Source organism: Curtobacterium sp. MCLR17_055, from assembly GCF_003234305.1.
GTDB lineage: Bacteria > Actinomycetota > Actinomycetes > Actinomycetales > Microbacteriaceae > Curtobacterium > Curtobacterium flaccumfaciens.
The window spans coordinates 54,042-75,741 of the sequence record NZ_QKSX01000016.1 but is presented as its reverse complement, the minus strand read 5'-3'; the positions used below and the strand labels follow the sequence as shown (position 1 = coordinate 75,741).

The 21,700-nt window shown below is 69.0% G+C and carries 24 protein-coding genes; 9 read left to right on the top strand and 15 right to left on the bottom strand.

All coding sequences use genetic code 11. From position 1 onward, the window contains the following. The first annotated feature begins 125 nt into the window (after positions 1 to 125). Genes DEJ09_RS14185 through DEJ09_RS14170 form a run of 4 tightly spaced genes read left to right on the top strand, consistent with a single transcriptional unit; the run spans position 126 to position 2,860 of the window. Positions 126 to 839, top strand: a complete 714-nt coding sequence (locus DEJ09_RS14185) for a hypothetical protein (RefSeq protein ID WP_111089009.1) — start codon at positions 126 to 128, stop codon at positions 837 to 839. Continuing rightward, the gene (locus DEJ09_RS14180; protein WP_111089008.1) at positions 836 to 1,402 is read left to right on the top strand and encodes an SdpA family antimicrobial peptide system protein; all 567 of its coding nucleotides are present in this window, start codon (positions 836 to 838) and stop codon (positions 1,400 to 1,402) included. The genes DEJ09_RS14185 and DEJ09_RS14180 overlap by 4 nt, the downstream gene beginning before the upstream one ends. Continuing rightward, entirely contained in the window at positions 1,378 to 2,382 is a 1,005-nt protein-coding gene (locus DEJ09_RS14175) for a sporulation-delaying protein SdpB family protein (RefSeq protein WP_111089007.1), read from the top strand. The genes DEJ09_RS14180 and DEJ09_RS14175 overlap by 25 nt, the downstream gene beginning before the upstream one ends. Beyond that, complete coding sequence (locus DEJ09_RS14170) at positions 2,369 to 2,860, top strand: hypothetical protein (protein ID WP_111089006.1); 492 nt, start codon at positions 2,369 to 2,371, stop codon at positions 2,858 to 2,860. The genes DEJ09_RS14175 and DEJ09_RS14170 overlap by 14 nt, the downstream gene beginning before the upstream one ends. A 591-nt stretch (positions 2,861 to 3,451) precedes the next feature. On the opposite strand, the gene DEJ09_RS14165 is transcribed toward DEJ09_RS14170, so the two are convergent. Further along, positions 3,452 to 4,471, bottom strand: coding sequence for a hypothetical protein (locus DEJ09_RS14165; protein ID WP_146245736.1), 1,020 nt, complete (start codon positions 4,469 to 4,471; stop codon positions 3,452 to 3,454). A gap of 71 nt (positions 4,472 to 4,542) precedes the next feature. Between DEJ09_RS14165 and DEJ09_RS14160 the strand changes: the two genes are divergently transcribed. Next, complete coding sequence (locus DEJ09_RS14160) at positions 4,543 to 5,451, top strand: hypothetical protein (RefSeq protein WP_111089004.1); 909 nt, start codon at positions 4,543 to 4,545, stop codon at positions 5,449 to 5,451. Positions 5,452 to 5,475: 24 nt separating this feature from the next. Here DEJ09_RS14160 and DEJ09_RS14155 read toward each other — a convergent pair whose 3' ends face one another. The 10 genes from DEJ09_RS14155 to DEJ09_RS14110 all read right to left on the bottom strand — a co-directional run bounded on the left by DEJ09_RS14155 (position 5,476) and on the right by DEJ09_RS14110 (position 13,122). Next, positions 5,476 to 5,874 carry a (deoxy)nucleoside triphosphate pyrophosphohydrolase gene (locus DEJ09_RS14155; RefSeq protein ID WP_111089003.1) on the bottom strand — a complete coding sequence of 133 codons (399 nt, stop codon included), beginning with the start codon at positions 5,872 to 5,874 and terminating at the stop codon, positions 5,476 to 5,478. Positions 5,875 to 5,883: 9 nt separating this feature from the next. Beyond that, entirely contained in the window at positions 5,884 to 6,303 is a 420-nt protein-coding gene (vsr, locus tag DEJ09_RS14150; RefSeq protein ID WP_111089002.1) for a DNA mismatch endonuclease Vsr, read from the bottom strand. Between the two features lie 133 nt (positions 6,304 to 6,436). Next, the gene (locus DEJ09_RS14145; RefSeq protein ID WP_111089001.1) at positions 6,437 to 7,948 is read right to left on the bottom strand and encodes a PTS transporter subunit EIIC; all 1,512 of its coding nucleotides are present in this window, start codon (positions 7,946 to 7,948) and stop codon (positions 6,437 to 6,439) included. Between the two features lie 44 nt (positions 7,949 to 7,992). Beyond that, the gene (gene murQ / locus DEJ09_RS14140; RefSeq protein ID WP_111089000.1) at positions 7,993 to 8,931 is read right to left on the bottom strand and encodes an N-acetylmuramic acid 6-phosphate etherase; all 939 of its coding nucleotides are present in this window, start codon (positions 8,929 to 8,931) and stop codon (positions 7,993 to 7,995) included. Positions 8,932 to 8,939: 8 nt separating this feature from the next. Continuing rightward, the gene (locus DEJ09_RS14135; protein ID WP_111088999.1) at positions 8,940 to 9,845 is read right to left on the bottom strand and encodes a MurR/RpiR family transcriptional regulator; all 906 of its coding nucleotides are present in this window, start codon (positions 9,843 to 9,845) and stop codon (positions 8,940 to 8,942) included. Positions 9,846 to 10,017: 172 nt separating this feature from the next. Then, the gene (locus tag DEJ09_RS14130; RefSeq protein WP_146245735.1) at positions 10,018 to 10,611 is read right to left on the bottom strand and encodes a hypothetical protein; all 594 of its coding nucleotides are present in this window, start codon (positions 10,609 to 10,611) and stop codon (positions 10,018 to 10,020) included. Between the two features lie 5 nt (positions 10,612 to 10,616). Then, a complete protein-coding gene (locus DEJ09_RS14125) occupies positions 10,617 to 11,219 on the bottom strand; it encodes a hypothetical protein (RefSeq protein WP_146245734.1) in 603 nt (200 codons plus the stop codon). 103 nt (positions 11,220 to 11,322) lie between these two features. Beyond that, positions 11,323 to 11,802, bottom strand: a complete 480-nt coding sequence (locus DEJ09_RS14120) for a DUF4395 domain-containing protein (RefSeq protein ID WP_111088996.1) — start codon at positions 11,800 to 11,802, stop codon at positions 11,323 to 11,325. Then, complete coding sequence (locus DEJ09_RS14115; protein ID WP_111088995.1) at positions 11,799 to 12,278, bottom strand: thioredoxin family protein; 480 nt, start codon at positions 12,276 to 12,278, stop codon at positions 11,799 to 11,801. Before DEJ09_RS14115 ends, DEJ09_RS14120 begins: the two co-directional genes overlap by 4 nt. Positions 12,279 to 12,369: 91 nt before the next feature. Further along, complete coding sequence (locus DEJ09_RS14110; RefSeq protein WP_111088994.1) at positions 12,370 to 13,122, bottom strand: hypothetical protein; 753 nt, start codon at positions 13,120 to 13,122, stop codon at positions 12,370 to 12,372. Between the two features lie 91 nt (positions 13,123 to 13,213). On the opposite strand from DEJ09_RS14110, the gene DEJ09_RS14105 reads away from it, so the two are divergent. The 4 genes from DEJ09_RS14105 (at position 13,214) to DEJ09_RS14090 (ending at position 18,420) form a co-directional block, all read left to right on the top strand. Continuing rightward, the gene (locus DEJ09_RS14105; protein ID WP_258373912.1) at positions 13,214 to 13,429 is read left to right on the top strand and encodes a DUF1653 domain-containing protein; all 216 of its coding nucleotides are present in this window, start codon (positions 13,214 to 13,216) and stop codon (positions 13,427 to 13,429) included. A gap of 77 nt (positions 13,430 to 13,506) precedes the next feature. Then, on the top strand, positions 13,507 to 17,016 hold the full coding sequence (locus DEJ09_RS14100; protein ID WP_111088993.1) for a TM0106 family RecB-like putative nuclease: 3,510 nt from the start codon (positions 13,507 to 13,509) through the stop codon (positions 17,014 to 17,016). A 17-nt stretch (positions 17,017 to 17,033) separates the two neighbouring features. After that, positions 17,034 to 17,414 (top strand): hypothetical protein, encoded by a 381-nt coding sequence (locus DEJ09_RS14095; protein WP_111088992.1) that lies wholly within the window; start codon positions 17,034 to 17,036, stop codon positions 17,412 to 17,414. A 148-nt stretch (positions 17,415 to 17,562) separates the two neighbouring features. Then, entirely contained in the window at positions 17,563 to 18,420 is an 858-nt protein-coding gene (locus DEJ09_RS14090; RefSeq protein WP_111088991.1) for a nuclease-related domain-containing protein, read from the top strand. Positions 18,421 to 18,451: 31 nt separating this feature from the next. Here DEJ09_RS14090 and DEJ09_RS14085 read toward each other — a convergent pair whose 3' ends face one another. The 4 genes from DEJ09_RS14085 to DEJ09_RS14070 form a co-directional block, all read right to left on the bottom strand. Then, positions 18,452 to 18,868 (bottom strand): SseB family protein, encoded by a 417-nt coding sequence (locus DEJ09_RS14085; protein ID WP_181433371.1) that lies wholly within the window; start codon positions 18,866 to 18,868, stop codon positions 18,452 to 18,454. A 104-nt stretch (positions 18,869 to 18,972) separates the two neighbouring features. Beyond that, entirely contained in the window at positions 18,973 to 19,776 is an 804-nt protein-coding gene (locus DEJ09_RS14080; protein ID WP_111088989.1) for an SDR family oxidoreductase, read from the bottom strand. A 157-nt stretch (positions 19,777 to 19,933) separates the two neighbouring features. After that, positions 19,934 to 20,599, bottom strand: coding sequence for a GPP34 family phosphoprotein (locus tag DEJ09_RS14075; protein ID WP_111088988.1), 666 nt, complete (start codon positions 20,597 to 20,599; stop codon positions 19,934 to 19,936). A gap of 76 nt (positions 20,600 to 20,675) precedes the next feature. Next, positions 20,676 to 21,467, bottom strand: a complete 792-nt coding sequence (locus DEJ09_RS14070) for an HNH endonuclease family protein (RefSeq protein ID WP_258373911.1) — start codon at positions 21,465 to 21,467, stop codon at positions 20,676 to 20,678. Positions 21,468 to 21,700 lie beyond the last annotated feature (233 nt).

Genomic DNA, 21,700 nt, shown 5'->3' with positions numbered 1-21,700 from the left:
GTGCCGGTTGGTGCCGTGCCTCCCGTCGTTCATCGGCAACGCTGTCGAATGCCGTTGCATGAGGTATCAAATATCAGTAGGTTGCTCTCGTGCACAGCACAGTGGCTGTGTCGGGAGGGACAAACTTGAACATCCAGAAGCTCCACCGTCCGCGGGTTGCCGTGCTCGGATTCGTGACTGCCATCCTGCTGCTCGCGGCATCGTTCGTCGGTTCGCCAGCCGCGGCGACGGCCGTCGAACCGGTGGCAGCTGCGAGCAGCACGTCGGGCCTCTCAGAACAGGATCTGCTGCTCGTCGACGGGGCGCTGTTCGGTGTCGGCCCCGTTGCGAAGCAGCTCGGCACGAGCATCGAACCAGTCTTCTCCGGCGATGAGTTGGAGCGAGTCGCGGCCTACGCGCGTGAATCCCGTGAAGGACTCGTCGCATCGAACCCCGATGCGGTCGAGCGCGCTGTGGCCAACATTCGGTCGGGATCAGTGAACTCCGTTGCGAAGGGCTTCGAACAGCTCGGGGGAGCCTTCAACTCCTACATCAGCGAGAAGTACACCGAGGAAGAGTTGAACGCAGCCAAGGAGGAGTACAGCTCGACGCCGGCCGTACCGATGTGTGGAGCAGTCGCCGCCTGTGTCGCAGCAGTTGCCTTCGCCGTCTACGCAGCAGCTGCCGTCCACAATGCTGCGGTCATCACAGCGGCCGCTGCTGTCCTCGTGTCCGTGTATGCGTGGTGCGGAGCCTGGACCGGTTGCGGGCGCAGCGGCCAAGCAACCGGGAATGACCGGGTGAAGCAGGAGAAGTTCCTGGCCAACGCAACCCGCGTCGGGCAGACGCTGCCCGCGTGAGCCTGAAGCTCGCCGAGACGACCGTGGTCACGGTGGCGGCTCTTGCAGTGGCCACGGTCGGCTTCGCATCACTTCCGATCAGTACCCACGCGTCGGGATTCGTTGCTGACGGTCTGCGTACTGTCAGCGAGATCACGCCGCAAGGATGGGGCTTCTTCACCCGTGATCCGCGCTCTCCGATCACGCAAGCCCGCGTCCGCACCGCGGAAGGAGAGTGGAAGACCGTGAATCGGGGTCCGAACGCGACCCTGCGGAACGCGTTCGGGTTCAACCGGTCGTCGCGACTCGACGAGTACGACGTGTCCCAGGTCACCGGGTCTCGCGACATCGATGAACTCTGGTCGGACTGCACAGGAAACTCGATCGCGGAGTGCGCCCAGCGTGCTGCGTCAGAGCGCGGTGTTCAGGAGTGGACGGCCGAAGGCTACGACCTCCGGCTCTGCGGGGAGGTCCTCTTGCTCGCCGTGGATCCGGTGCCGATCGACTTCGCTGGCCTGGAGTACGACTCCTCGACGAAGGCCATCCGCGCGACTGTCCGATGCGATGCTCTGGAGGACCAGTGATGACCTCTGCCGCCACACTGCAACGTCACAACGGTGGCGGAGTGGGCGGGCGAGCGTCTTTCGAGCGGTACGTGTCGGCCGTCAGCCCGTTCACGCCGGTACTCGGGCTCGTGCGATCAGCGATCGCAGCAGCCGCCTTGCTCACGCTCGTGTTCACCCCGACCGATCAGCTCTTCTTCCGGAGCTCGACGTTCCCGACCGGTGCGAACTGCGGGAACAGCACGTCGTGGATGTCCTTGTTCTGCATCGGGTCCTCCAGCGGGCATCTCGAACTGACGAAGTGGGTCGCGGTGTCCGTACTCGCCATCGTCGTCACCGGACTGTTGCCGGCGATCACTGCCCTTCCACACTGGTGGGTGACGTGGAGCCTCATGACCTCGAGTACGGCCGTCGACGGCGGCGAACACCTCGCCGCGAACCTGACGCTCATCCTCGTTCCGCTCGTACTGCTCGACCGCCGTCGCTGGCACTGGACGCCTGACAGGCGGTACGTGGGCCGTTCTTCGTGGGTAGCCGTGATCGGGTACACCACCCTCGGGCTCTGGACTCTCCAGATGATGGGCGTGTACTTCCAGGCCAGCGTGGCCAAGTTCTCCGTCCTCGAGTGGTCGGACGGGACGGCGCTCTGGTATTGGATGCAGAACCCGGTCTTCGCCCCGGCCGGAGCCGTCGGAGACCTTGTTCGGAACACGCTCCAGTGGTTACCACTCACCGTCATCGCGACGTACGGCACGCTCGCGCTACAGCTCGCTCTGGTCGGCGCTGTCTTCGTGCCGCGCAGGCCTCGGCATGTGCTCCTGGGCCTCGCTGTCGCGTTCCACCTGGGGATCGCCGTGCTGATGGGCCTGTGGAGCTTCTCGATCATCATGATCGCGGCAGACCTGCTGTTGCTCCTCCGCCCCCACGAATCGGAGAGCGTCGCTCGTGCCCTTCACATGGGCTCACGAAACGAACGGCAGGTGAACCATGTCAGCGCCTGACGGGTCCTTCCGAAGCCCAGCGGATCGCGGAGCGGCGCTCGGGGCACTCTTCATCCTGGTCCCCATCGCGGTGATCGGAGTCGCCGGGGCTGCGGCGAAGGGCTTCGATGGCCCGTCGCTTGTCGTTCTCGTTCTGGTTTTCGGCGGGCTTGTCTGGGCGATGGTGGTCACCACGCGGGCGGCTGCGTTCATCGAGTTGTCAACCGAGCGCGTCACGGTCGGGTTGGCGCCGTTCTGGAGGACGCGGCTGCCTCGACGTGAGATCGCAGATGTCGCGATAGTGCACATTGACACCTACGGCGACTACGGAGGCTGGGGCATCAAGGGCTCGGCCCGAAGATCGAAGGGGCGCCTGTACTCGGTCGGCGGCGAAACCGCCTTGCGGGTGCTGATGCGGGATCAGCGGACGTTCTTGGTCGCGTTCAAGGACCCCGGGACGGCGGAGCGAGCAAGGCGAGCGCTGCACGGCAGGTGCTGATCGCGCTGAGCGGGATGGGTGTGCCGGTGAAAGACGCGCTGCCGCCCAGTCGTCAGCGGCTGCGCGTTGCTCCGCTCCGCCCGCCGACCCGCAGACGATCCCGTGCGCGGGTCATCTCGACGTAGAGATCCCGGCGCTCTCGACATGGCCACTCCTGTTCGATCTCCGATGGGTCGACCGGATCAGCGTTCAAGGGTCGCGGAGTGCCATGCGACAGGAGTAACTGCTTGACCTCGAGGCCCTTCGCGGACTTGATGGACACCACTCGTTCCGCATCCGACGTCCCTCCCACCTGGTGCTGCAGGGAGATGGGCGGAACGCCCGCGGCGCTAGGGCGTCAACAATGCCCTGAGCCTGACGGTTCGGCGCCGTGAGGATGTCGAGGTCGCGCTCTGGCCGATTCGCATCACCGTCGGGGCAGCGCGGGAGCAGGAGAGGTCAGTCACCGCATCGTCTACCCAATCGACGCCCTCGATGTCCATGAAGGTGTCGTCCGCGACCGTGTCCTTGCGAGGTGGGATGTTCCAGCGATGATCTCGGCGGTGTTCCGGTGGTTGACCTGGAGCACGTTCGGGCTGTGGATCGACGCGATCAGTTGTGTCCGAAGCGCTCCCGATGCGCCGCGAAGTATCGGCGAGACTCCGGGCGCGAATGCCAGATGTCCACGACCTGCCCTCGTAGCTTCGCGCGCCAGTAGCTGAGCGCCTCCGCGTCAGAGAGGTCCTTCGACTTCTTCAGTCGTCCTCGGTCGTCGACCCAGATCAGTCCGCGCTCGTAGAGTTCGTCGCACCCGAACTTGCAAGCAGCCATGGCGATCGCGGGGAGGTCGTTCTTCTCGTCGTCGGAGCAATCGGAGCGCCGTTTGATGTGGGCTGCAACGAGGAACGAGGACTCCATGAACCTCCCGCACATAGCGCAGACGCCCGAATCGCCCGGAAGAATCCACGTTCGCAGATACCGCTGCTCGAGCCGTCGCGTCGTCGTCACCTCAGCGTCGAGTTCGTCGAATCGACGGGCAATCGATGGATAATCGAACCCCCCGACAGGCCGGATGAGCGCTGACGTGTCTTGGTCGAGCAGTGCGAGGACCGGAACACTCACCTCCGTCCCGTAGACATTGAACTCTCGGGTACCCAGGGCGCGCACTCGCGCTGACGCCTCGGCCATGTCTGCGTACGACAAGCGCACTTCCACCGGATCAGTGAAGCTGAACATGAGCTCCCAAGGGCGCGCGTTCCCGTCCGCGCTCCGCTTCCGAGGCCAGAGCTCGTCAGCAAGGCTTTCACTGACCCATTTGTGAGTGATGGTTGCCGCGAGGAAGGCGTGATTCCCCCCGAGGAAGAAGATCGCGTCGCCGTAACGGATTCGCTCCCACCGCGATCGCATCTGGCCTCGTTGTCCCGCTGTCGTACCCCACATGGGTACCTGACCTGAGGGGTGGCTCCTCTCGAGCGACCGTCGGTCGTCGGCGCCCAGGTGCGGTGCCCATCGAACGCGATCGACCGGCTTGTGCACGGTCTCGTTCAGGTTGGTCCGTGCTGCTGGTCCGGCTGGCTGAAGAATCAGGTTTCCACGGTGAGTCGCGTCGAGCAGATCGGTGAGTTCTGGCATGAATACAGAATGTCCAAGAAATGTTCAGATTGCGAACTGCGCTCGCGGGCGGCTGCGAAGGTCGCTGGCCGATGACCTGGACGATCGAGGTCGGGCAGACGCTCCGACGCCGGGAACTGCACGAGATAGTCGGTGGAGGCAGCTGGCAGAACGGCATCGCACCCGTGCGGTCGACGCCGGACATCCTCGTCTTCACCGACCCGGTCTCGGGGGCTGCCCACGGGTACGACCGCTTTGAAGGCTTGCGAGAAGACGGGACCTACGCGTACACCGGTGAAGGGCAGCGAGGCGATCAGCAATTCGTACGCGGCAACCGGATACTCCGAGATTCCGCTGAGGACGGCCGAGTGGTTCGACTGTTCAGGACCTCAGGGCGGAACGCCACCTACGTCGGTCCGTTCACCTTGGGTGATCCCGCCTACGAAGTGCGGGAGATACCGTCGTCAGACGGTGCGCTCCGCGCGGGCATCATCTTCAATCTGGCACCCTTGGAAGACGCGGCGCTAGAGCTCCTGCCGACCTATGGCCGCGACGACATCGATCCCCTTGTCAGCAAATGGTCAGTGCCCTCGTTCGATGACTACACGGTCAACCTGAGGCGGACTGGTGAAGAAACGTATGCATCGCGCGTGGAATTCGAGCTTCAAGCAGCGTTCGGTCGATGGCTCACGCTTCGTGGAGACGAAGTCAAGCTCCTCGTGCTCGAAACGGCCGACGGCATCCTTCGGCCGGATCTGTACAACGAGACCACCGGGGAAGTCATCGAGGCCAAGAAGTCGGTGGCTCGGACGTATGTGCGCACGGCGATTGGGCAGGTCCTCGACTACGCCCATGTGGCACGGGTGAAGTCCCTTGATCTTGCGCCTTCGATCCTACTTCCGGGGCGTCCCTCGAACGACATCCTCGAACTCTGCCACTCGCTCGGGATCACCGTTTGGCACCCGGACACGATCGGCTTTGTGCGACTTGAACCGTCCTGATCCTGACGACCCCTTGTCAGCCAGTCAGTCGTCGTCGTCGGCCAGGAGCGCTACGACCGGTCTGTCAGCTGGAGCCCAGTCCCTGCGGGCTAGCTCGCTGCGGGAGCACCAGGCGATTTCATCGTGGTCGGTGCTCGAGATGAACGCTGAGTCGCCCATCGGAACGATGTAGCAGGCGAGGTCGATTGCCCCGTCGGGGGTGAGCGTTGTCCTGCGGTCGATCATGCGCCCGATCTCGAGGTTGAGACCAAGTTCTTCCAGAAGTTCCCGCGCGAGTGCTTGTTCTGGGGTCTCGCCGTGCTCGATCTTCCCCCCTGGGAACTCCCAAAGGCCCGCAGCTGATCTGCCCGCAGCCCGGCGGCAAGCCAGGTACCGCCCATCCGGGCGTCGGATCACGGCCGCTACGACTTCGACGGTGTGCACCCTCCAGTTCTACCCGATTGACCTACCTGAGACAGCTGAGCTGCGGGCGATGATCAGCTTCCATCGGCCGAGTTCTTCTTCGACGACGGACGCAGCAGCTGCAGCGTCTTCGTGTTCCCAGAAACGGAGAACCCGCCAGCCCTCTGACTCGAGGGTCGCTTGGTTCCTCGCATCGCGCTGACGGTTCGCCAGCAACTTCCGGCGCCAGAGGTCGGCGTTCGCCTTCGGAAGGTGGGCGTGCTCCTCGCAGAAGTGCCAGAAGCACCCGTCGACGAAGACCGCGATCCGTGCACGTGGAAACACGAGGTCGGGTCGAACACGGCACTGACTGCTCACGCGCCGATCGACGAAGAACCGTCGCCCTCGGCGGTGCAGTTCACGGCGCAGCGCGAGCTCGGGCGCGGTGTCCCGTCGACCGAAGCGGGCCATGTGCCGCCGACGAGCTTCGTCTGCTTCCCAGGTCCCCACGCTCCGATCCTCGCCTGACGATGGTTCGGGCGAGGATCGGAGCGATGGTCTGTGAACGGATCGGCGGTGAATCGCGATGTGGAGGAACGGGCGATCAGCGCGAGGTAGCCGCGGTCGCACCGACCGGCGTGACCTGGACGTCGAGCGGCGCGTCCGGAGCGACCGGATCCCCGGCCGAAGCAGCCGACTGCGCCTCCAGGTCCGCCCGCACCGACGCGGACACCCCGAACAACAACGTCGCCACGAACCCCACGACGTACGCCACCAAGAGCCCCGACCCGTACCCGAGCAACGCCCACCCGTACCCGGACGACCCGTTCAGCAGCGGGATGAGCGACAGGTCCGAGGCCCCGATGGCGATCGCCCCGACGGAGTGCCCGAGCTGGTCGAACAGCCCGACCACACCGCCGCCGAACGCCCCACCGATGCACGCGGTGATGAACGGCCGCCCGAGGGGGAGCGTCACGCCGTAGATCAGGGGCTCGCCTACGCCGAGGAACCCGGCCGGCAGCGCTCCGCGGATGGTTCGCACCAGCGAAGCGTTCGACCGGAACCGAACCCACAGCGCGATGCACGCACCGATCTGCCCGGCGCCACCCATCGCCAGCACGGGCAGCAGCACGGTCCACCCTGTCTGGTCGATCAGGGTGGTGTGGATCGGGATGAGCCCCTGGTGCATCCCGGTCATGACGAGCGGCAGGAAGAGGCCTCCGAGCACGAAGCCGGCGAAGGCTCCACCGTTCGCGAGCAGCCAGGTCGCAGCAGTACCGATCGCGACCGAGACGACACCGGCGACGGACATCAGGATCCCCAGCGTCACCGACCCGGCGACAAGCACGGTCACGGTCGGCACGACGATGAGCGCGATGACGTCCGGCGTGACCCGGCGCATGAAGCGCTCGACGTACGCGGCGAGGATGCCGCCGGCCAGCGCACCGAGCACTCCGCCCTGCCCAGGCGCCAGGGTCTCGCCGAACACGGTCACGTTCGCGACACCGGCCGCGACGATGATTCCGCCGACCGCACCACCGAGGATGGGCGTGCCGCCGAACTCCTTCGCGGCGTTCATACCGACGAACACGGCGAGCAGCGACAGGAACCCGGACGAGAGCACGCCGAGGAACGGCGTCACCCCGGGCACCCACCCCAGGTTCGTCAGGATGCCGTTGATCCCGGCGATGAGCCCGCAGGCGATCAGCGCGGGGATGAGCGGGATGAAGATCGCGGAGATCTTCCGGATCGCGCGCATGGTGCGGCCGTCGGAACGGGATCGCGCGGTCGCCTTGATGGACGCACCGCGAGCAGCGAGCTCCTCCGGCGACGCACCAGACCCACCAACCGCAGCCGACGGGGCGGCCGCGCGCAGGGCCTCCAGGCCGTCGGCCACGCGGTCGACGAGACCCGGGCCGAGCACGATCTGTAGGTTCGAGCCGGCCGCGATGGCGGCCATGACGCCGTCGGTGGCCTTGAGGTCGTCGAGCGCGACGGAGGAGTCGGACACGACCTCGACCCGCAGGCGGGTCATGCAGTTCTCGACGTCGGCGATGTTCGCGGAACCGCCGACGGCGTCGAGGATCTGCTGGGCGAGTTGCTGGGCATCGGGCATTGCTGTGCTCCTCGGGGGAAAGGAAACGAACGGGGAAACGGGGTCTACAGCACGGCGCGCAACGAGCCAGCAGCAGCATCGAGGCGCTCGCGGGCATCGGCAGCCGAGGCGCCGGTCAGGATCACAGCGATGGCGGTCTTCACCTCGCCGTCCGAGGCGTCGAGCGCTGCCTGGACCTCGGCGGGGGGAGCACCGGTGACGTCCTGCACGAGTGAGAACGCCCGCGCGACGAGCTTCGCGTTCGTCGCCCGCACGTCGACCATGCGGTTGCCGTACGTCTTGTGGCTGCGCACCATCGCGAGCGTGGTGAGCATGTTCAGGACGAGTTTCTGCGCGGTGCCCGCCTTCAGGCGGGTCGAGCCGGCGATGAACTCGGGGCCGACGACGACGTCGATGGCGATGTCGGCTTCCCGCCCCGCGGCCGAGTCGGGGTTGCACGCGACGGAGACCGACAGGGCGGAGCGGCGCCGGGCCTCCAGGATGGCCGCGATGACGTAGGGAGTCCTGCCGGACGCGCTGATCCCGACGACCACGTCGTCGGCCGTCAGACCGAGCGCGTCGAGGTCGCGGACGGCGGCTGCTTCGTCGTCCTCCGCGCCCTCCACCGCGGTGGTCAGGGCGGGGCCGCCGCCGGCGATCACGCCGACCACCTGGCTCGGATCGGTGCCGAAGGTGGGCGGGCACTCGCTGGCGTCGAGGACGCCGAGCCGGCCCGGCGTGCCGGCGCCGACGTAGACGAGTCGGCCACCACGCGCGAACGCTGCGGCGATCGAGTCTGCCGCCAGTGCGATGGCCGGGAGGCACGGCTCCAGTGCCGCAGGCACGCTGCGGTCTCCGGCGTTCATGCGCTGGGCAGCTTCCAGCGTGGAGATCGTGTCGATGTCGTCCAGCGAGTGGTCGGTCGCCTCGGTGGTGAGGGCTGCGAGTTCGTCGCGGAGGGCGTCGTGGGTTTCGGCGGCGTGGGTTTCGTGCGTCTGGTTCATGGTGGTGCTCAGTTCCGGTGGTGGGTGCGGACGGCGTCGCGGCTGCGGGCGAGGAGCGGCTGGGAGCGCTCGTCGGTGCGCTGCGCGACGACGATGAACAGGGTGTCGATGATGGCGAGCTGGCTCATCCGGCTGCCCATGGCTGCGGGGCGCAGGGCACTCTCGGCACCGGCGACACCGAGCAGGACGTGGTCGGCGGTCGTGGCGAGCTGGGCGTTGGCGTGGCCGGTGATCGCGACGATCGTGACGTGCTGGGTGCGGGCGGCGTGGGCGACCTCGAGGGTCTCGACGGTGGAGCCCGAGTGGCTGACGAGCACCAGCACGTCGTGCTCGCCGATCACGCTCGCCAGGGTCAGGGCGTTGTGCGGGTCGTCGGCGATGGAGCTCACGATGCCGATGCGTTCGAGCTTCAGGTGCAGGTCTCGGGCGACGATGCCGCTCGCTCCCACGCCGTACAGGACCACGCGGCGGGCGTCGCTCACGGCGGCTGCCGCTGCCTCGAGGGCGTGCGGGTCGAGTGCGGCGCGGGTGTCGGCCATCACCGCGCGGACGTCCTCGGTGACCTTCGCGATGACGGTGGCGACGTCGTCGTCGACCGCGACACCCGCGTGGATCTCGGTGGACTCACGCTCGTGGATCCCGCGTTCGACAGCGCGGGTCATGCTGCGCTGCAGGGCGGCGAAGTTCGCGAAGCCCAGGTGCTGGGCGAAGCGGGAGACCGTGGCGGGGGAGACCCCGGCTCGGCCGGCGAGGTCGGTGGCGTTCGTGGTGGCCGCGGCAGCCGGGTCCTCGAGGACGGCGTCGGCGATGGCGCGCATGCTCGACGGCATGCTCGCCGACTGGGTGCGGACGAGGGCGAAGGCATCGGCGCGCTCGGACCGCTCGGATCGCTCGGGCCGCTCGGTGATCGTCATCCCGCCATGAAAGCGTCTTTCGTATGCGAGCGCCAGTGTAGAAAGTAAATTGCGTGTTACGTGGTGAGGGTGGTGCGGCTCGGCTTCGCGCAACCAAAGTACGCCCGCACCGCGGAGGTGCGTGGTGCGGTTGCGCTTTGGTTGTGCGACCGGCGGCGGCAGGCCTACTGAGTCAGCGCTGGCGGGCGGCTGCTTCGGTGGCCGCCTGCACGTAGCGTCGTGCAGCCCGGGTCTGACGCAGAATGACGGGGGACATGGCGGCAGCCACGACGAGGAGTGCTCCGCAGATGATGCGACTGAGGTCAGCTACGAACGAGTCGTCGTCGAACAGGTTCGGGATCTGCGGGCCAGCAATCCCCACGTAGAGCAGCAGGAACTGGCCGAGCGCGACCGGTTGGTAGGCGGCGCTGAGACGGGCGAGAGCGAATGCCCGTCGTGCGAGGTCAGAGTCCGTCGGTTCGATCGGGGTCCCGCTCGCGATCGCCTGCGCGAGCGTCTTCCGGCCGAAGCGTGAGAGCCCATCGATCGGCGCCTGCATGTCGGAGGATCGGCGGAGCGTCGTGGTGAGCATCGACAAGGTGCCGAGGAGACCACCAACTCCTGCGGCGATGCCGACGATCGCGAGGGTGGTCTCGACCGTGCTGTCCTGCCGTGCGAAGAGCGACCCGCCGACCGCACCGAGGACCACCCCGATCGTGACGATGACGGCGGTTCTGCGCCAGGCTCGGCGGGCAACGGCCTCGGGGGTGGCTGTCGCTTCCGACACGGCGGTCATGCGAGAGGGATCGGAGTAGTGGCGCGGCGATCGTTCTCGGCCGTCGCGGCATCCGCGTAGCGCTGAGCTCGGCGGCCTCGGACGACCAGCAACGGCGCGACGAACACCATCTCGATGACGAAGAGCGCGAGGAAGATCCGGCTGATGATCGCGTTGCCATCGCCGGTGACGACCCGGGCGAACTGGGGAGCTGCGGCTCCTGCGAACAGCATGAGGTTCTGGACGAGGATCAGCCCGTTGAACGCGGCGGTCCCGCGAGCGAGGGTGAGCGCGCGGTGCTGCAGTTCGGGGCCCGCGTCCTCCGCGAGCGGAACGCCCGAGCGGATGGCTCCCTTGATGGTCCTGCGGCGGTCTCTCGTCAGGCCCTCGGTCGCCTGCGTGATGGTCGACGACGCGCGTGCTGTGGCGGGGAGCAGCGAGAGCATCCCGGCCATGCCGACCAGCACGGCGACGCACGTGCAGATCGCTAGGGCGACGGTCCAACCGTCCTCGTCCCGCGAGGTTGCCCAACCGGCTACTGCCCCCGCGACCGCGGCGATCGACACGACCAGGGCGGTACGACGCCACGCGCGCCGGATGATTCGTTCGTCTTCCCCCACCCGCTCACCCTACGGGGCGGGGCAGAGCCGTGTTCTGGAGCCGAGCACCTGTCGGACGCTGGCGGTGCGGTCGAGGTGGGGCGGGCCTCCAGGCCGGACGCCGTCAGGCGACGCCGCGCCGCGGACGGAAGACGCCCGCCCGGACCAGCCACACGTAGAGCAGGCAGCCGATGCACACGTCGAAGACAGCGTTGAGGAACGCGGCGACCAGGGCGACTGCGGCACCGATCGGGGCGGCGTACGGCACGCCGAGCAGCGCGAGGAGCAGGGCGACCGCGGTCACGAACATGCCGACCTGCTGGGCGAAGGTCGGGGGTTCCGGGGCCTCGAGTTCGGCGGGCGGGGCCAGGCGTGGGCGGACGACCCGTCGGAAGAGTGCGCCGTAGGGGTGGCGGCGGATGCCGGCGATGCCTCCGACGGCGAACAGCGCGACGATGACCGCGAGCAGCACGATGCCGGCGACCCACGTCTCGGGGATCAGCGTGAGGACGATCGTCGCGGCGAGGAGCACCGTGGTGATGGCGGCGCCGAAGCGTGGGGAGCGCGGGTCGATGCCGTGTGTGGGGTCGGTCGTCGTGGTCATCGGGACTCCTGGGTGCCGGTCGTGTCAGCGGTGCCTGTGGTGCCTGCGGTCAGGACGGTATCGAGGGCTGCGGCGAGCTCTGGTGGGCGGGGTGGGCCTCCGAAGCGGGTGTGGACCGAGCGGTCGGCGTCGAGCAGCAGGACCGTCGGGGTCTGCAGGACTTCGAAGCGGCTCGCGAGTTCGGGTCGCTCCGCGAGGTCGATCTCGATGCGGCGAACGCCCTCGTGTTGACCGGCGACGGCGGCGAGCAGCCGGCGCGTGGCCGGGCAACGAGCACACGTCGGCGTCGAGAACTGGACGAGGGTCGCGGCCGCGCCGTAGTCGTTGTCGAGCGCGAGGCCGTCTGCGTCCTGCCTCGACGACGTGGCGGTGCCCACAGGTCGGGCTCGTCCGGTCCGGTGGCGGAGCAGGAGACCGAGGACCGTCGCGAGCGCGAGGACCCCCACGAGCACGGCCACTGCGGTTCCGACGTTCACACGGCGACGATACGCCCGGCTGACGAACTGCTGTCGAACGTGACCGGATGTGACCGCGAGGTGTGCGCGTCTCGCCGGGCTTGGCGGGTGCTCAGCCCTCGGGGAGCGTGCGGACCCACTGCTCGAACGCGGCGGCGTCGTCGTCGCTGAAGACGGCGGAAGGTCGCGACTCGTCCTTCGCCGAGTGCAGGAACAGCGTGCCGTCGGCCATCCCCGGCGTCGCGTCACCGAGGATGGACGACTTCGCCGCGACGCCCTTCCTGGTGAGGAAGGTCAGCTGTTCGCCGTTCGCCGATTCTGCGATCGCCGCTTCACCATCGAAGAACGAGGCGAGCTCCATCACCAGGAACGCGGTGGCCCCGTCCTGCGTGGTGAGGGCGACGGCTGGCTTCGTCCGGCTCTTGCCGAACGGATGCTCGACCACCGTGGCCGTGACTCCCGACCCGGTCCACGGTTGCACCTCGGTCAGGGGGAGCCTGGTGGCGACCCGCGCCGCGGGTCGTTTCCGCGGGAGGGCGGCCTGGAACAGCAACGACCCGATCACGACCGCGAGGAACCAGGCGTACGGCGAGAACGTCTTCGTCGCGATGAGGACGAGGAATCCACCGAGGAACCCCGCCCCGACCAGGTTCGGCCACCACCTCGACTCCTGACGCAGGCCGAGCGGCCACACCACCGCGCCGTACACGAGTCCGACGACGGTTGGGACCCAGAAGGCCGAGGGACGGATGGCGCCGGCGTGGAAGTGCAGCCAGACGTCCGCGACCGCCATGACGACCGCCATCACGACGAAGAAGACGCGCTGTGCGCGACGGTCCCGCTCTCGAGTGCTCAGTGCGGTCATGTGGTTCCCCCGTGGTGCTCGTTCCCCGTGCTGCTCAGTCAAGCAGAACGCGCGGTCATGGTCCCACCGCTCGGGCCGTACCCTCGGTCGCGTGACTGACGACGTGACCGCGGGCCGCTACCGACACTTCAAGGGCAACGACTACGAGGTGCTGCTCGTCGCCCGGGACGTCGAGACCGAGGAGCCCGTGGTCGTGTACCAGGCGCTCTATGGCGAACGCGGGCACTGGGTTCGCACGCTCGCCGACTTCACAGCACACGTGACACGTGACGGGTACGACGGGCCGCGGTTCGTGCCGATCGGCTGACCGCCCGGCGACCCGACGGGGTCGGTGTCGGGGCCCACCCCTAGGCTTTCAGCGCACCGGAGAGCAAGGGGGAGCGCATGCAGATCGGCGTCGACGGGCACGTGCTGCTCAGCCCGAGTGACCTGAGCACGTGGTCGGCCTGCGAGTGGGCGTTCCTCCGCCGCCTCGACGCCAAGCTCGGTCGCGGGGAAGCCCTGCCCGACGTGCACGACGACATGCTCGAGCGCACGGCTCGGCTGGGGGACCAGCACGAGCTCGACTACCTCGACATCCTCAAGCAGACCCGCGACGTCGTCGAGTTCGACCGACCCGCGCCGCCGGATTACGCACGCGCCGCAGCCGAAGCACGACAGGCCTTCGCCGACGGTGCCGACGTGCTGTACCAGCCGACGTTCCACGCAGCACCGACCGCAGACGCCCACGGCTTCATCGGCTTCGCGGACTTCATCATCCGCAACGACCGCGGCGAGTACGAGGTCTACGACACCAAGCTCGCCCGCCACGCCAAGATCAGCGCCCTGCTGCAGCTCGCCGCGTACGCCGAGCAGATGCAGGCGCACGGCATCCCCACCGGTGAACAGGTGCACCTGGTGCTCGGCGACCGGACGACGACCACGCACGACCTCGCCGACATCGCGCCGGTGTACCGCACGCAGCGCGCCGAACTGCAGCGGGTCATCGCCGAGCGCATCGCGGCAGAGGAACCGCTGCGGTGGGGCGACCCGCGCTACTCGAGCTGTGGCCGATGCGCCGTCTGCTCCACACAGGTGGCCGAGCACCGCGACCTCGTCCTCGTCGCGGGCATGCGCCTCGACCAACGAGCGAAGCTGATCAAGCACGAGGTGCGGACGATTGACGACCTGGCGGTCCGCACCCGGGCAGTACCGGGCTTGTCCCGCGCGACGCAGGATCGGCTGGTACATCAGGCGAGCCTCCAGATCGAATCGGAAGACGCCCGACGGAAGGGCGCCGACGGGCCGGACCAGCCCGTCAAGCCGCGCTTCGAGGTCCTCGACGCCCGTGCGCTCGACGCGATCCCGGCACCCGACCCGGGCGACGTGTTCTTCGACTTCGAGGGCGACCCGCTGCACACCGAGGACGGCGTGCACTGGGGCCTCGACTACCTGTTCGGCCTGGTCGACGACCGCGCTGAGTTCACCGCGTTCTGGGCGCACACCATCCGCGACGAACGAGTCGCGCTGGAGCAGTTCCTCGCGTTCATCGAGGCCCGGCGGCAGCAGTATCCGGGCATGCACATCTACCACTACGCGGCCTACGAGCGGACACACCTGCTGTCGCTCGCCGCCCGGCACGGGGTGGGTGAAGAGGTCGTCGACGACCTGCTGCGCGCCGGGGTCCTGGTCGACCTGTACCCGATCGTCCGCAAGGCCCTGGTCGTCGGCAGTCACAGCTACTCCATCAAGAAGCTCGAACCGCTGTACATGGGCTCGGACCTGCGCGAGAGCGACGTCACGAACGCCGCGGACAGCATCACCGCCTACGTCGACGCGATCGAGGAGCTCCGGAACGGCGAGGCCGCCGAGGGACAGCGGATGCTCGACCAGGTCGCCGACTACAACGCCTACGACTGCCGCTCGACCCTGCGCCTGCGCGACTGGCTCCGCTCGCTGCGTACCGACGACACCGATGCGGCCGACCCCGCGCTCGAGCTCGGGGTCCCGCCGATCCCCGTCGAGCGCGAGCCGAACCCGGTGTACGTCGCGTTGGCCGCGCAGCTCGAGGACGTCGACGCCCTCGACCGCACCCCTGACGAGACCGCGTTGGCGCTCGCCGCAGCCGCGATCGACTACCACCGCCGCGAGGCCAAGACCTTCTGGCAGGACCACTTCGACCGCCTGCGGAACCCGGTCGACGACTGGGCCGACACCCGGGACGTCCTGGTCGTGGAGCGGGCGTCCGTCGAGCGCGACTGGGACACGCTGCCGCGTGCCCGCTCACAGTCGCGGGAACTCCGGTTGTCGGGGACGCTCGCGCCCGGCTCGCGGCTCCGGCCTGGAGGCACGCCCCACCTCGTCTACGACGACCCGCTTCCGCCGTCGGTCGCTTCTCCGGGCCCCGGATCGAAGGGCGCGTCGTCGCGCGCCGTGATCGTGGACGTGTGGGACAACGGCGATGCCGTCGAGGTGCTCGTGAAAGAGGGCCTGCCCGTCGGTGGCGAACCGCACCACGAGTTCCCGGTGGCCCTCGCACCGTCGGCACCGCCCCGCGCGAAGCCCCAGCCCGAGGCGATCGCCTGGTGGGGTCAGGCCGTGCTTGACGAGCTGCCGGCGATGCTGCCCGACCCTGCGCTCGACCTGCTGCGTCGGGTGCCCCCGCGTGGCCCGATCGTCCCGGTGCAGGGCGACGACACGGTGTCGGCCGTCGTGTCGACCTTGCTCGGCCTCGACCGGTCGTACCTGGCGATCCAGGGCCCTCCCGGCACGGGCAAGACCTACGTCGGCTCGAACGTCGTCGCCCGGCTCGTCCGCGAGTACGGCTGGCGCGTGGGGGTCGTCGGCCAGTCACACGCGACGTCGGAGAATTTCCTCACCTCAGTGGTCAAGGCCGGCGTTCCCACGGACCGGGTCGTGAAGGTGCCGAAGTCCGGCGCGACCGAGGACGAGCTCGACGCCGCGGCCTGGACCCCGGTGAAGAACGGTGCTGCGGTCGCCGCGTTCCTGTCCTCGTGCGAGGCCTCGGGCACCGGCGGTGTCGTCGGTGGCACGGCGTGGACGTTCGCGAACGAGTCGACGATCGAGCGCCGTTCCCTCGACCTGCTCGTAGTCGACGAGGCCGGACAGTTCTCCCTCGCCCCGACCATCGCGTCGTCGGTCGCCGCGACCCGGCTCCTGCTGCTCGGGGACCCCCAGCAGCTGCCCCAGGTGTCGCAGGGCTCGCACCCGGAGCCCGTCGACGAGTCCGCGCTCCGCTGGCTCGCCGATGGCCAGCACGTCCTGCCGTCGGAGTTCGGGTACTTCCTGGCCCGGACCCGCCGCATGGAGCCCGCGCTGACCGAGTCCGTCTCCGCTCTGTCCTACGACGGGCAGCTCGCCTCGATGGTCTCCGGGCGGCACCTCGACGGCATCGACGCCGGGGTGCACCCCGTGCCGGTCGTCCACGCGGGCAACACGACGTCCTCTACTGAGGAGGCCGCCCGGGTCGTCGCCCTCGTCGGTGACGTCGTCGGCCGCACGTGGACGGACGGTTCCGACACCCGTGCACTGACCGACGAGGACGTCATCGTGGTGGCGCCCTACAACGCACAGGGGGCACTGATCCGGCAGGAGCTCGACCGCGCTGGCTTCACCGGCACTCAGGTCGGCACGGTCGACCTGTTCCAGGGCCGCGAGGCCGTCGTGTCGATCGTGTCCCTGGCGGCGTCGAGCGCAGCGGACATCCCGCGCGGCCTCGACTTCCTGCTCATGCCGAACCGGTTGAACGTGGCGATCTCGCGGGCGAAGTGGGCGGCGTACCTCGTGCACTCACCGGCGCTGACCACCGGACTGCCCCCGTCGATCGCGGGCCTGTCCCTGTTGTCCCGCTTCATCGAGCTCGTCGAGCCGCGCCCGCAAGCTGTCCGAGCCTGATCGCGAAGGCGGGGGACATGCTGGAGGACTGGGCGAGCCGACCCGCGCCGTGGCGCTCTCGGGCGTCGACGGCTGACCTCGTCGTGACCGTTTCGCTGTTCGTCGCGACGGCGCTGGCTGGGATCGCCGCTGTGCTCATCGGGTGGGTCTTTGCCGGACTGTCGCAGTACAGCTGTGACTGGGAGACGTCGACGCGTCCGTGCACGCCGTGGGTCGCGTGGCTCCCGAGCCTGGTCGAGAGCATCGTGCTCGTCGCCGTCTTCGTCGGGGGTGCGGTCGTGGCCGGCCGAGTTCGGCGGACGAGGTCGCAGGGATGGGCGGTCGCTGTCGGCACCGCGACCGTCATGGCGATCGTGGTGTCCGTGACCTGGGTGGTCGTCGCGGAGCACGCCGGCTGAGTCAGCGCTGCGTGACGGTTCTGGTTCACGAACCCCGGGGATCGTGAACCAGAACCGTCAACCGCGAGAAACCATGGGCCCGCCCGCCGCGCTATGACGCCAGAACGAGGGCTGGCCGGACCAGGCGTCGTGCTGGAACGGTGGAGGCATGGGGGAGCACACGATCACCGCAGACCGCCCGAGCCCGAAGGGAACGGCGCCGCTGACACTCCGCGCCCGCAAGCCCGGGTACGCCGTGATGCAGCAGTGTCTCGCGGTCCAGGCCGACGGCCGCGAACTGACGACCTGGCAGCGGTTTTGGGGGCACGACCCGCTCCGGCCGGAAGCCCGTTCGTGGTTCAAGGGGGCGATCGGCGAGCGGCAGGTCGCGGCGCAGCTCGAGGATCTCGGCCCGGACTTCACGGTCCTGCACGCCGTCCCGATCGGGAAGGGCAGCACGGACATCGATCACATCGTGGTCGGTCCGACCGGCGTCTTCTCGATCAACACGAAGAACCACTCCGGTCACGCGGTCTGGGCGGGCGGACGCACACTGATGGTGAACGGCCAGCGGACGCCGCACCTGCACCGCGCGCTGGCCGAGGGTGAGCGTGCGACTGCCCTGCTGTCGGCCGCAGCGGGCGGTCCGATCCTCGTGCAGCCGATCCTGGTGGTCGAGGCTGCCGAACTCCGGTTCGGCAAGAAGCCGCCGGCAGCCGTGGTCCTCGAGCCCGAGCGTGTGGGGAGCTGGATCCGCGGCCTCCCACGTGCGCACTCCGACGAAGCCGTGTGCTTCCTGTCGATGCTGGCGGAGGAACGGGGCACCTGGCACGTCGACGCCGTGGTCATCAACGACACACTCCGCCACGTCCAGCGCTTCGAGCGACTCGAACGCGAGATCGCCGACGCTCGCTCCCGCCGCAGCCTCATGCGCCGGGCTCGGGTCCTCGCGGTCCTGGCCGTTCCGGCGGGTGGTCTGCTCGGGTACTGGTGGGCCGTCGCAGTCGCGGCGATCGCGGCCGCCTGACGACGAAGGCTCCGAGCCTCCGACGGAGCGATCAGTCGTCGCTGGTCGGGACGCCGCTCTGCATCTGCACCCGCATCTGGGCGAGGACATCGGCGTGCAGGAAGTTCGCCTCGGCCGCACTCGTGGGGTCGACCACGATGCCGAACTCTTCGGGGAGCGCGGACACGAGCTCGGACATCGGCACCGGACGCCCCTCGGCCTCGGGCAGACCAGCGGCGAGTTCGGCCGGGTCCGTGAAGACGGGCACGAACGGCTTGTCACGGATCATGACGTGGGCGACGCTGCCGGCCTCCGGAGTGCCCGCCGGCTTCCAGGGGACCCACGCCGCGCTGCGCAGGAAGCCCGCGGGCGAGGCGGCCATCCTCCGTCGCAGTTCGGCGGCCGCGGTCGGCGGGGCCTTGTCGACGCCGCGGCCGAAGGCTGACCCGTTGGTCTGATCGGTACTCACACCAGCCATGCTGTCACGGGCGGCGGACACGGCGGGGCCGAGCCGCGCCTCCAGGCCGACACCCGGCACGCGAGGAGGTGCGCCGGGCGTCGGACCGGAGCGGCTCAGTACGCGGCCGACTGCCCGCCGTCGATCGGGACGACCGTCGCGTTGACGTAGGACGCGTCGTCAGACAGCAGGAAGGCGACGACGGCGGCGATCTCGGGGGCCTCGCCGTAGCGCTTCGTCGGGTTGACCTGGATGAACTCCTCGGCGGCCTTGCGGGGGTTCTCCGCGTCGAGCTGCTTCATCGAGTTCTCGACCATGGGCGTCCAGATGGCGCCGGGGGCGATGGCGTTGATGCGGATGCCGTAGCGGCCGTACTCGACGGCCGAGTTGCGGGTGAGGCCGACGACGCCGTGCTTGGCGGCCGCGTACCCGGACTGGTTGCCGATGCCGCGGATGCCGCCGACGCTCGCGGTGTTCACGACCATGCCGGAACCCTGCTCGCGCATGACCTTGAGCACCTTCTCGAGGCCGAGGAACACGCCGCGGAGGTTGATCGACACGACCTTGTCGAACTCGGCGGCGGTGAAGGACTCCGTGGGGTTCTGCTTGCCCTCGATGCCGGCGTTGTTGAAGAAGCCGTCGATGCGGCCGAAGCGCTCGGTCGTGGCGGTGACGTAGGCGTCGACCTGGGCCTCGTCGGACACGTCGGCGACGGTCGTCAGGACCTGCGCGTCCGGGGTGGCCTCGAGCACGGCGGTCTTCGTCGCCTCGAGCCCCTGCTCGGAGACGTCGACGAGGGAGAGCGCAGCGCCCTCGGCTGCCAGGCGGACGGCCGTCGCGCGGCCGAGGCCGGAGCCGCCGCCGGTGATGAGGACGACACGGTCGGCGAAGCGGGTGGTGCCGGTGGTGGTTTCGGGCATGGTGGGAGGCCTCCTGAGGTCTTCGACGGTGAAGGGCTCGGGGTCCGCGGTGGGGCAGCGAGTCCGATCGATGCATCTGCATCGAGATATCTAGACTACACCTGTCGTTTAGTGACCGCGTCAGCAGGCGTCCAGGCGCCCCATCACGCTGCCGGCCTCAGCTCGTCACGATCGACGTCGTCGTTGCCATGGTCGCAGCCATGATCACGACGATCGTCGCGGCCTCGATCTCCTCGAGCACGGCCTTCACCGCCGGGCTCGCCCAGGTACCCGAGGTGATCCCCTTCACCAGGTCCTTGTCGACGGCGCCGAACTGCTTGCGCAGGGTGTTCGTCGCGTCGAGCAGGCCGATGACCGCGGCGGAGAACGGCGTGGGTCCTGCTCGGCCAGCCAGCACGTCCCCGATGCCGGAACGCAGCAGTGCCTCCGGGGCTCCGTCCCGCTCCGGGTGCTTCGTGGTGGGGAAGAGGCCGAGCACCTTGCCCTGCTCGACGCTGATGATGCCCCTGGCGACGAGGCCGGCGAACACGTCGTCGCGCAGCCGCTGCTTGCCGAGTCGGCTCACCCACCACTTCGCCTTGCGCGGTGCACCGGATGCCGCGATCGACCCGACGACGCCGTCGAGCACCGGGTCACCCGTGGCGGCGCCGTTGACGACGGTGACCAGCCCGCCCTGCAGCGAGAGGACACCGCGGAGTGCGAGGTCGGCGAGGACCGCGCCCGCGAGACCCGTGTCCAGCGTCTGCCCGTCGAGGGACTTGCGGCCGTCGGGCTCGACCTGCAGGAGCACGAATGCCTGTGGGACCGTGAGTTGCTCAGCCATGCCCGCAGCCTGCCACGCGGGGCGGAGGTGCGCCGGGCCTCCGAGCCGACACCCAGCGGCGCCGGACCGCCCGACGTCAGCAGGCGTCCAGCACCCGCACCATCGCGTCCCGCTCCGCCGGAGCCACCCACAGGCGGTACTTCGCCTTCACCGTGACCTGGTGCTCGATGTAGGTGCAGCGGAACGCCTTGTTCGCGGGGAGCCAGGTCGCCGCGTCGCCGGAACCTTTCTGCGAGTTGGACCGCCCGTCGACGGCGAACAGGTTCACCGGGTCGTTCGCCAGCGCCTGCCGTTCGGTCTCGGTGAGCCGCTGCGCTCCGGTGCGCCAGGCGTTCTCGAGCGCGACGACGTGGTCGATCTGCACTAGCGTCGAGGTCGTGTTGCCGCGCACGAAGTCCACCGTCGCACCCGTGTACGGCGAGACGAGGGTGCCGGTGAGCACCTTGCAGCGGCCCTCGCGGGTGATGTCGGCGAGGTCGCGGGCGAGGACGTCGTTCCGGGTGTCGCACCCGTTGTGGTCGACGTCGAGCCAGGCGCTGCCGAAGTCGCCGGTGCGGTCGTAGCCGGTGCCGGCTGCCTTGCCCTTGACGGGCAGGTCGGCGAGCTGGGTGCGTGCGCGGACCGCGTCGGCGTCGGTTCCGCGGCTGACGGTCGGACTGGAGGCGGGGCTCGCCCCCGACGACGCCTGCTGCGGTCCGATGGTGGTCGTCTCCCCGGCAGTGGGGCCGCCCGCAGCGGTCGTGCCCGCCGCGTCGGCGTCCGGTCCGAGGACACCGGTGGCGTCGAGGGCGTAGCCACCGACGGCGAGGGCCAGGACGACGAGGACGGAGGTCAGGGTGATGCGGCTGCGGCGTCGGCGGGACGTCATGCGGTGGGACTCCAGGTGGTGCGGGGCGGAACGTGGTGCGGGTCCCGCGGTGCGGTGGGACGGGTCTGGCGAGACAGGGACGATCATCTCGTGCGTGACCGACATACCGGGACGGCGCGCGCGGCACGGTGCGGGGTTGGTCGGTGCGTGCGGTCGGGGTTGTTCGGTGCGGGGTTGTGGCGTGGCACGGGGCGGGCAATCTCGCACGGGTTGGCGGATTTCGCACGGTGCGG

What these genes read in the sequence shown, in the direction of transcription:
- DEJ09_RS14110 (WP_111088994.1), bottom strand. Translation starts at nt 13,122, where the DNA reads ATGACCGCACTGAGCACTCGAGAGCGGGACCGTCGCGCACAGCGCGTC.
- murQ (WP_111089000.1), bottom strand. Translation starts at nt 8,931, where the DNA reads ATGAACCAGACGCACGAAACCCACGCCGCCGAAACCCACGACGCCCTC.
- DEJ09_RS14165 (WP_146245736.1), bottom strand. Translation starts at nt 4,471, where the DNA reads ATGCCAGAACTCACCGATCTGCTCGACGCGACTCACCGTGGAAACCTG.
- DEJ09_RS14135 (WP_111088999.1), bottom strand. Translation starts at nt 9,845, where the DNA reads ATGACGATCACCGAGCGGCCCGAGCGATCCGAGCGGTCCGAGCGCGCC.
- DEJ09_RS14090 (WP_111088991.1), top strand. Translation starts at nt 17,563, where the DNA reads ATGGGGGAGCACACGATCACCGCAGACCGCCCGAGCCCGAAGGGAACG.
- DEJ09_RS14160 (WP_111089004.1), top strand. Translation starts at nt 4,543, where the DNA reads ATGACCTGGACGATCGAGGTCGGGCAGACGCTCCGACGCCGGGAACTG.
- DEJ09_RS14095 (WP_111088992.1), top strand. Translation starts at nt 17,034, where the DNA reads ATGCTGGAGGACTGGGCGAGCCGACCCGCGCCGTGGCGCTCTCGGGCG.
- DEJ09_RS14075 (WP_111088988.1), bottom strand. Translation starts at nt 20,599, where the DNA reads ATGGCTGAGCAACTCACGGTCCCACAGGCATTCGTGCTCCTGCAGGTC.
- DEJ09_RS14100 (WP_111088993.1), top strand. Translation starts at nt 13,507, where the DNA reads ATGCAGATCGGCGTCGACGGGCACGTGCTGCTCAGCCCGAGTGACCTG.
- DEJ09_RS14175 (WP_111089007.1), top strand. Translation starts at nt 1,378, where the DNA reads ATGCGATGCTCTGGAGGACCAGTGATGACCTCTGCCGCCACACTGCAA.
- DEJ09_RS14080 (WP_111088989.1), bottom strand. Translation starts at nt 19,776, where the DNA reads ATGCCCGAAACCACCACCGGCACCACCCGCTTCGCCGACCGTGTCGTC.
- DEJ09_RS14170 (WP_111089006.1), top strand. Translation starts at nt 2,369, where the DNA reads ATGTCAGCGCCTGACGGGTCCTTCCGAAGCCCAGCGGATCGCGGAGCG.
- vsr (WP_111089002.1), bottom strand. Translation starts at nt 6,303, where the DNA reads ATGGCCCGCTTCGGTCGACGGGACACCGCGCCCGAGCTCGCGCTGCGC.
- DEJ09_RS14145 (WP_111089001.1), bottom strand. Translation starts at nt 7,948, where the DNA reads ATGCCCGATGCCCAGCAACTCGCCCAGCAGATCCTCGACGCCGTCGGC.
- DEJ09_RS14070 (WP_258373911.1), bottom strand. Translation starts at nt 21,467, where the DNA reads ATGACGTCCCGCCGACGCCGCAGCCGCATCACCCTGACCTCCGTCCTC.
- DEJ09_RS14120 (WP_111088996.1), bottom strand. Translation starts at nt 11,802, where the DNA reads ATGACCACGACGACCGACCCCACACACGGCATCGACCCGCGCTCCCCA.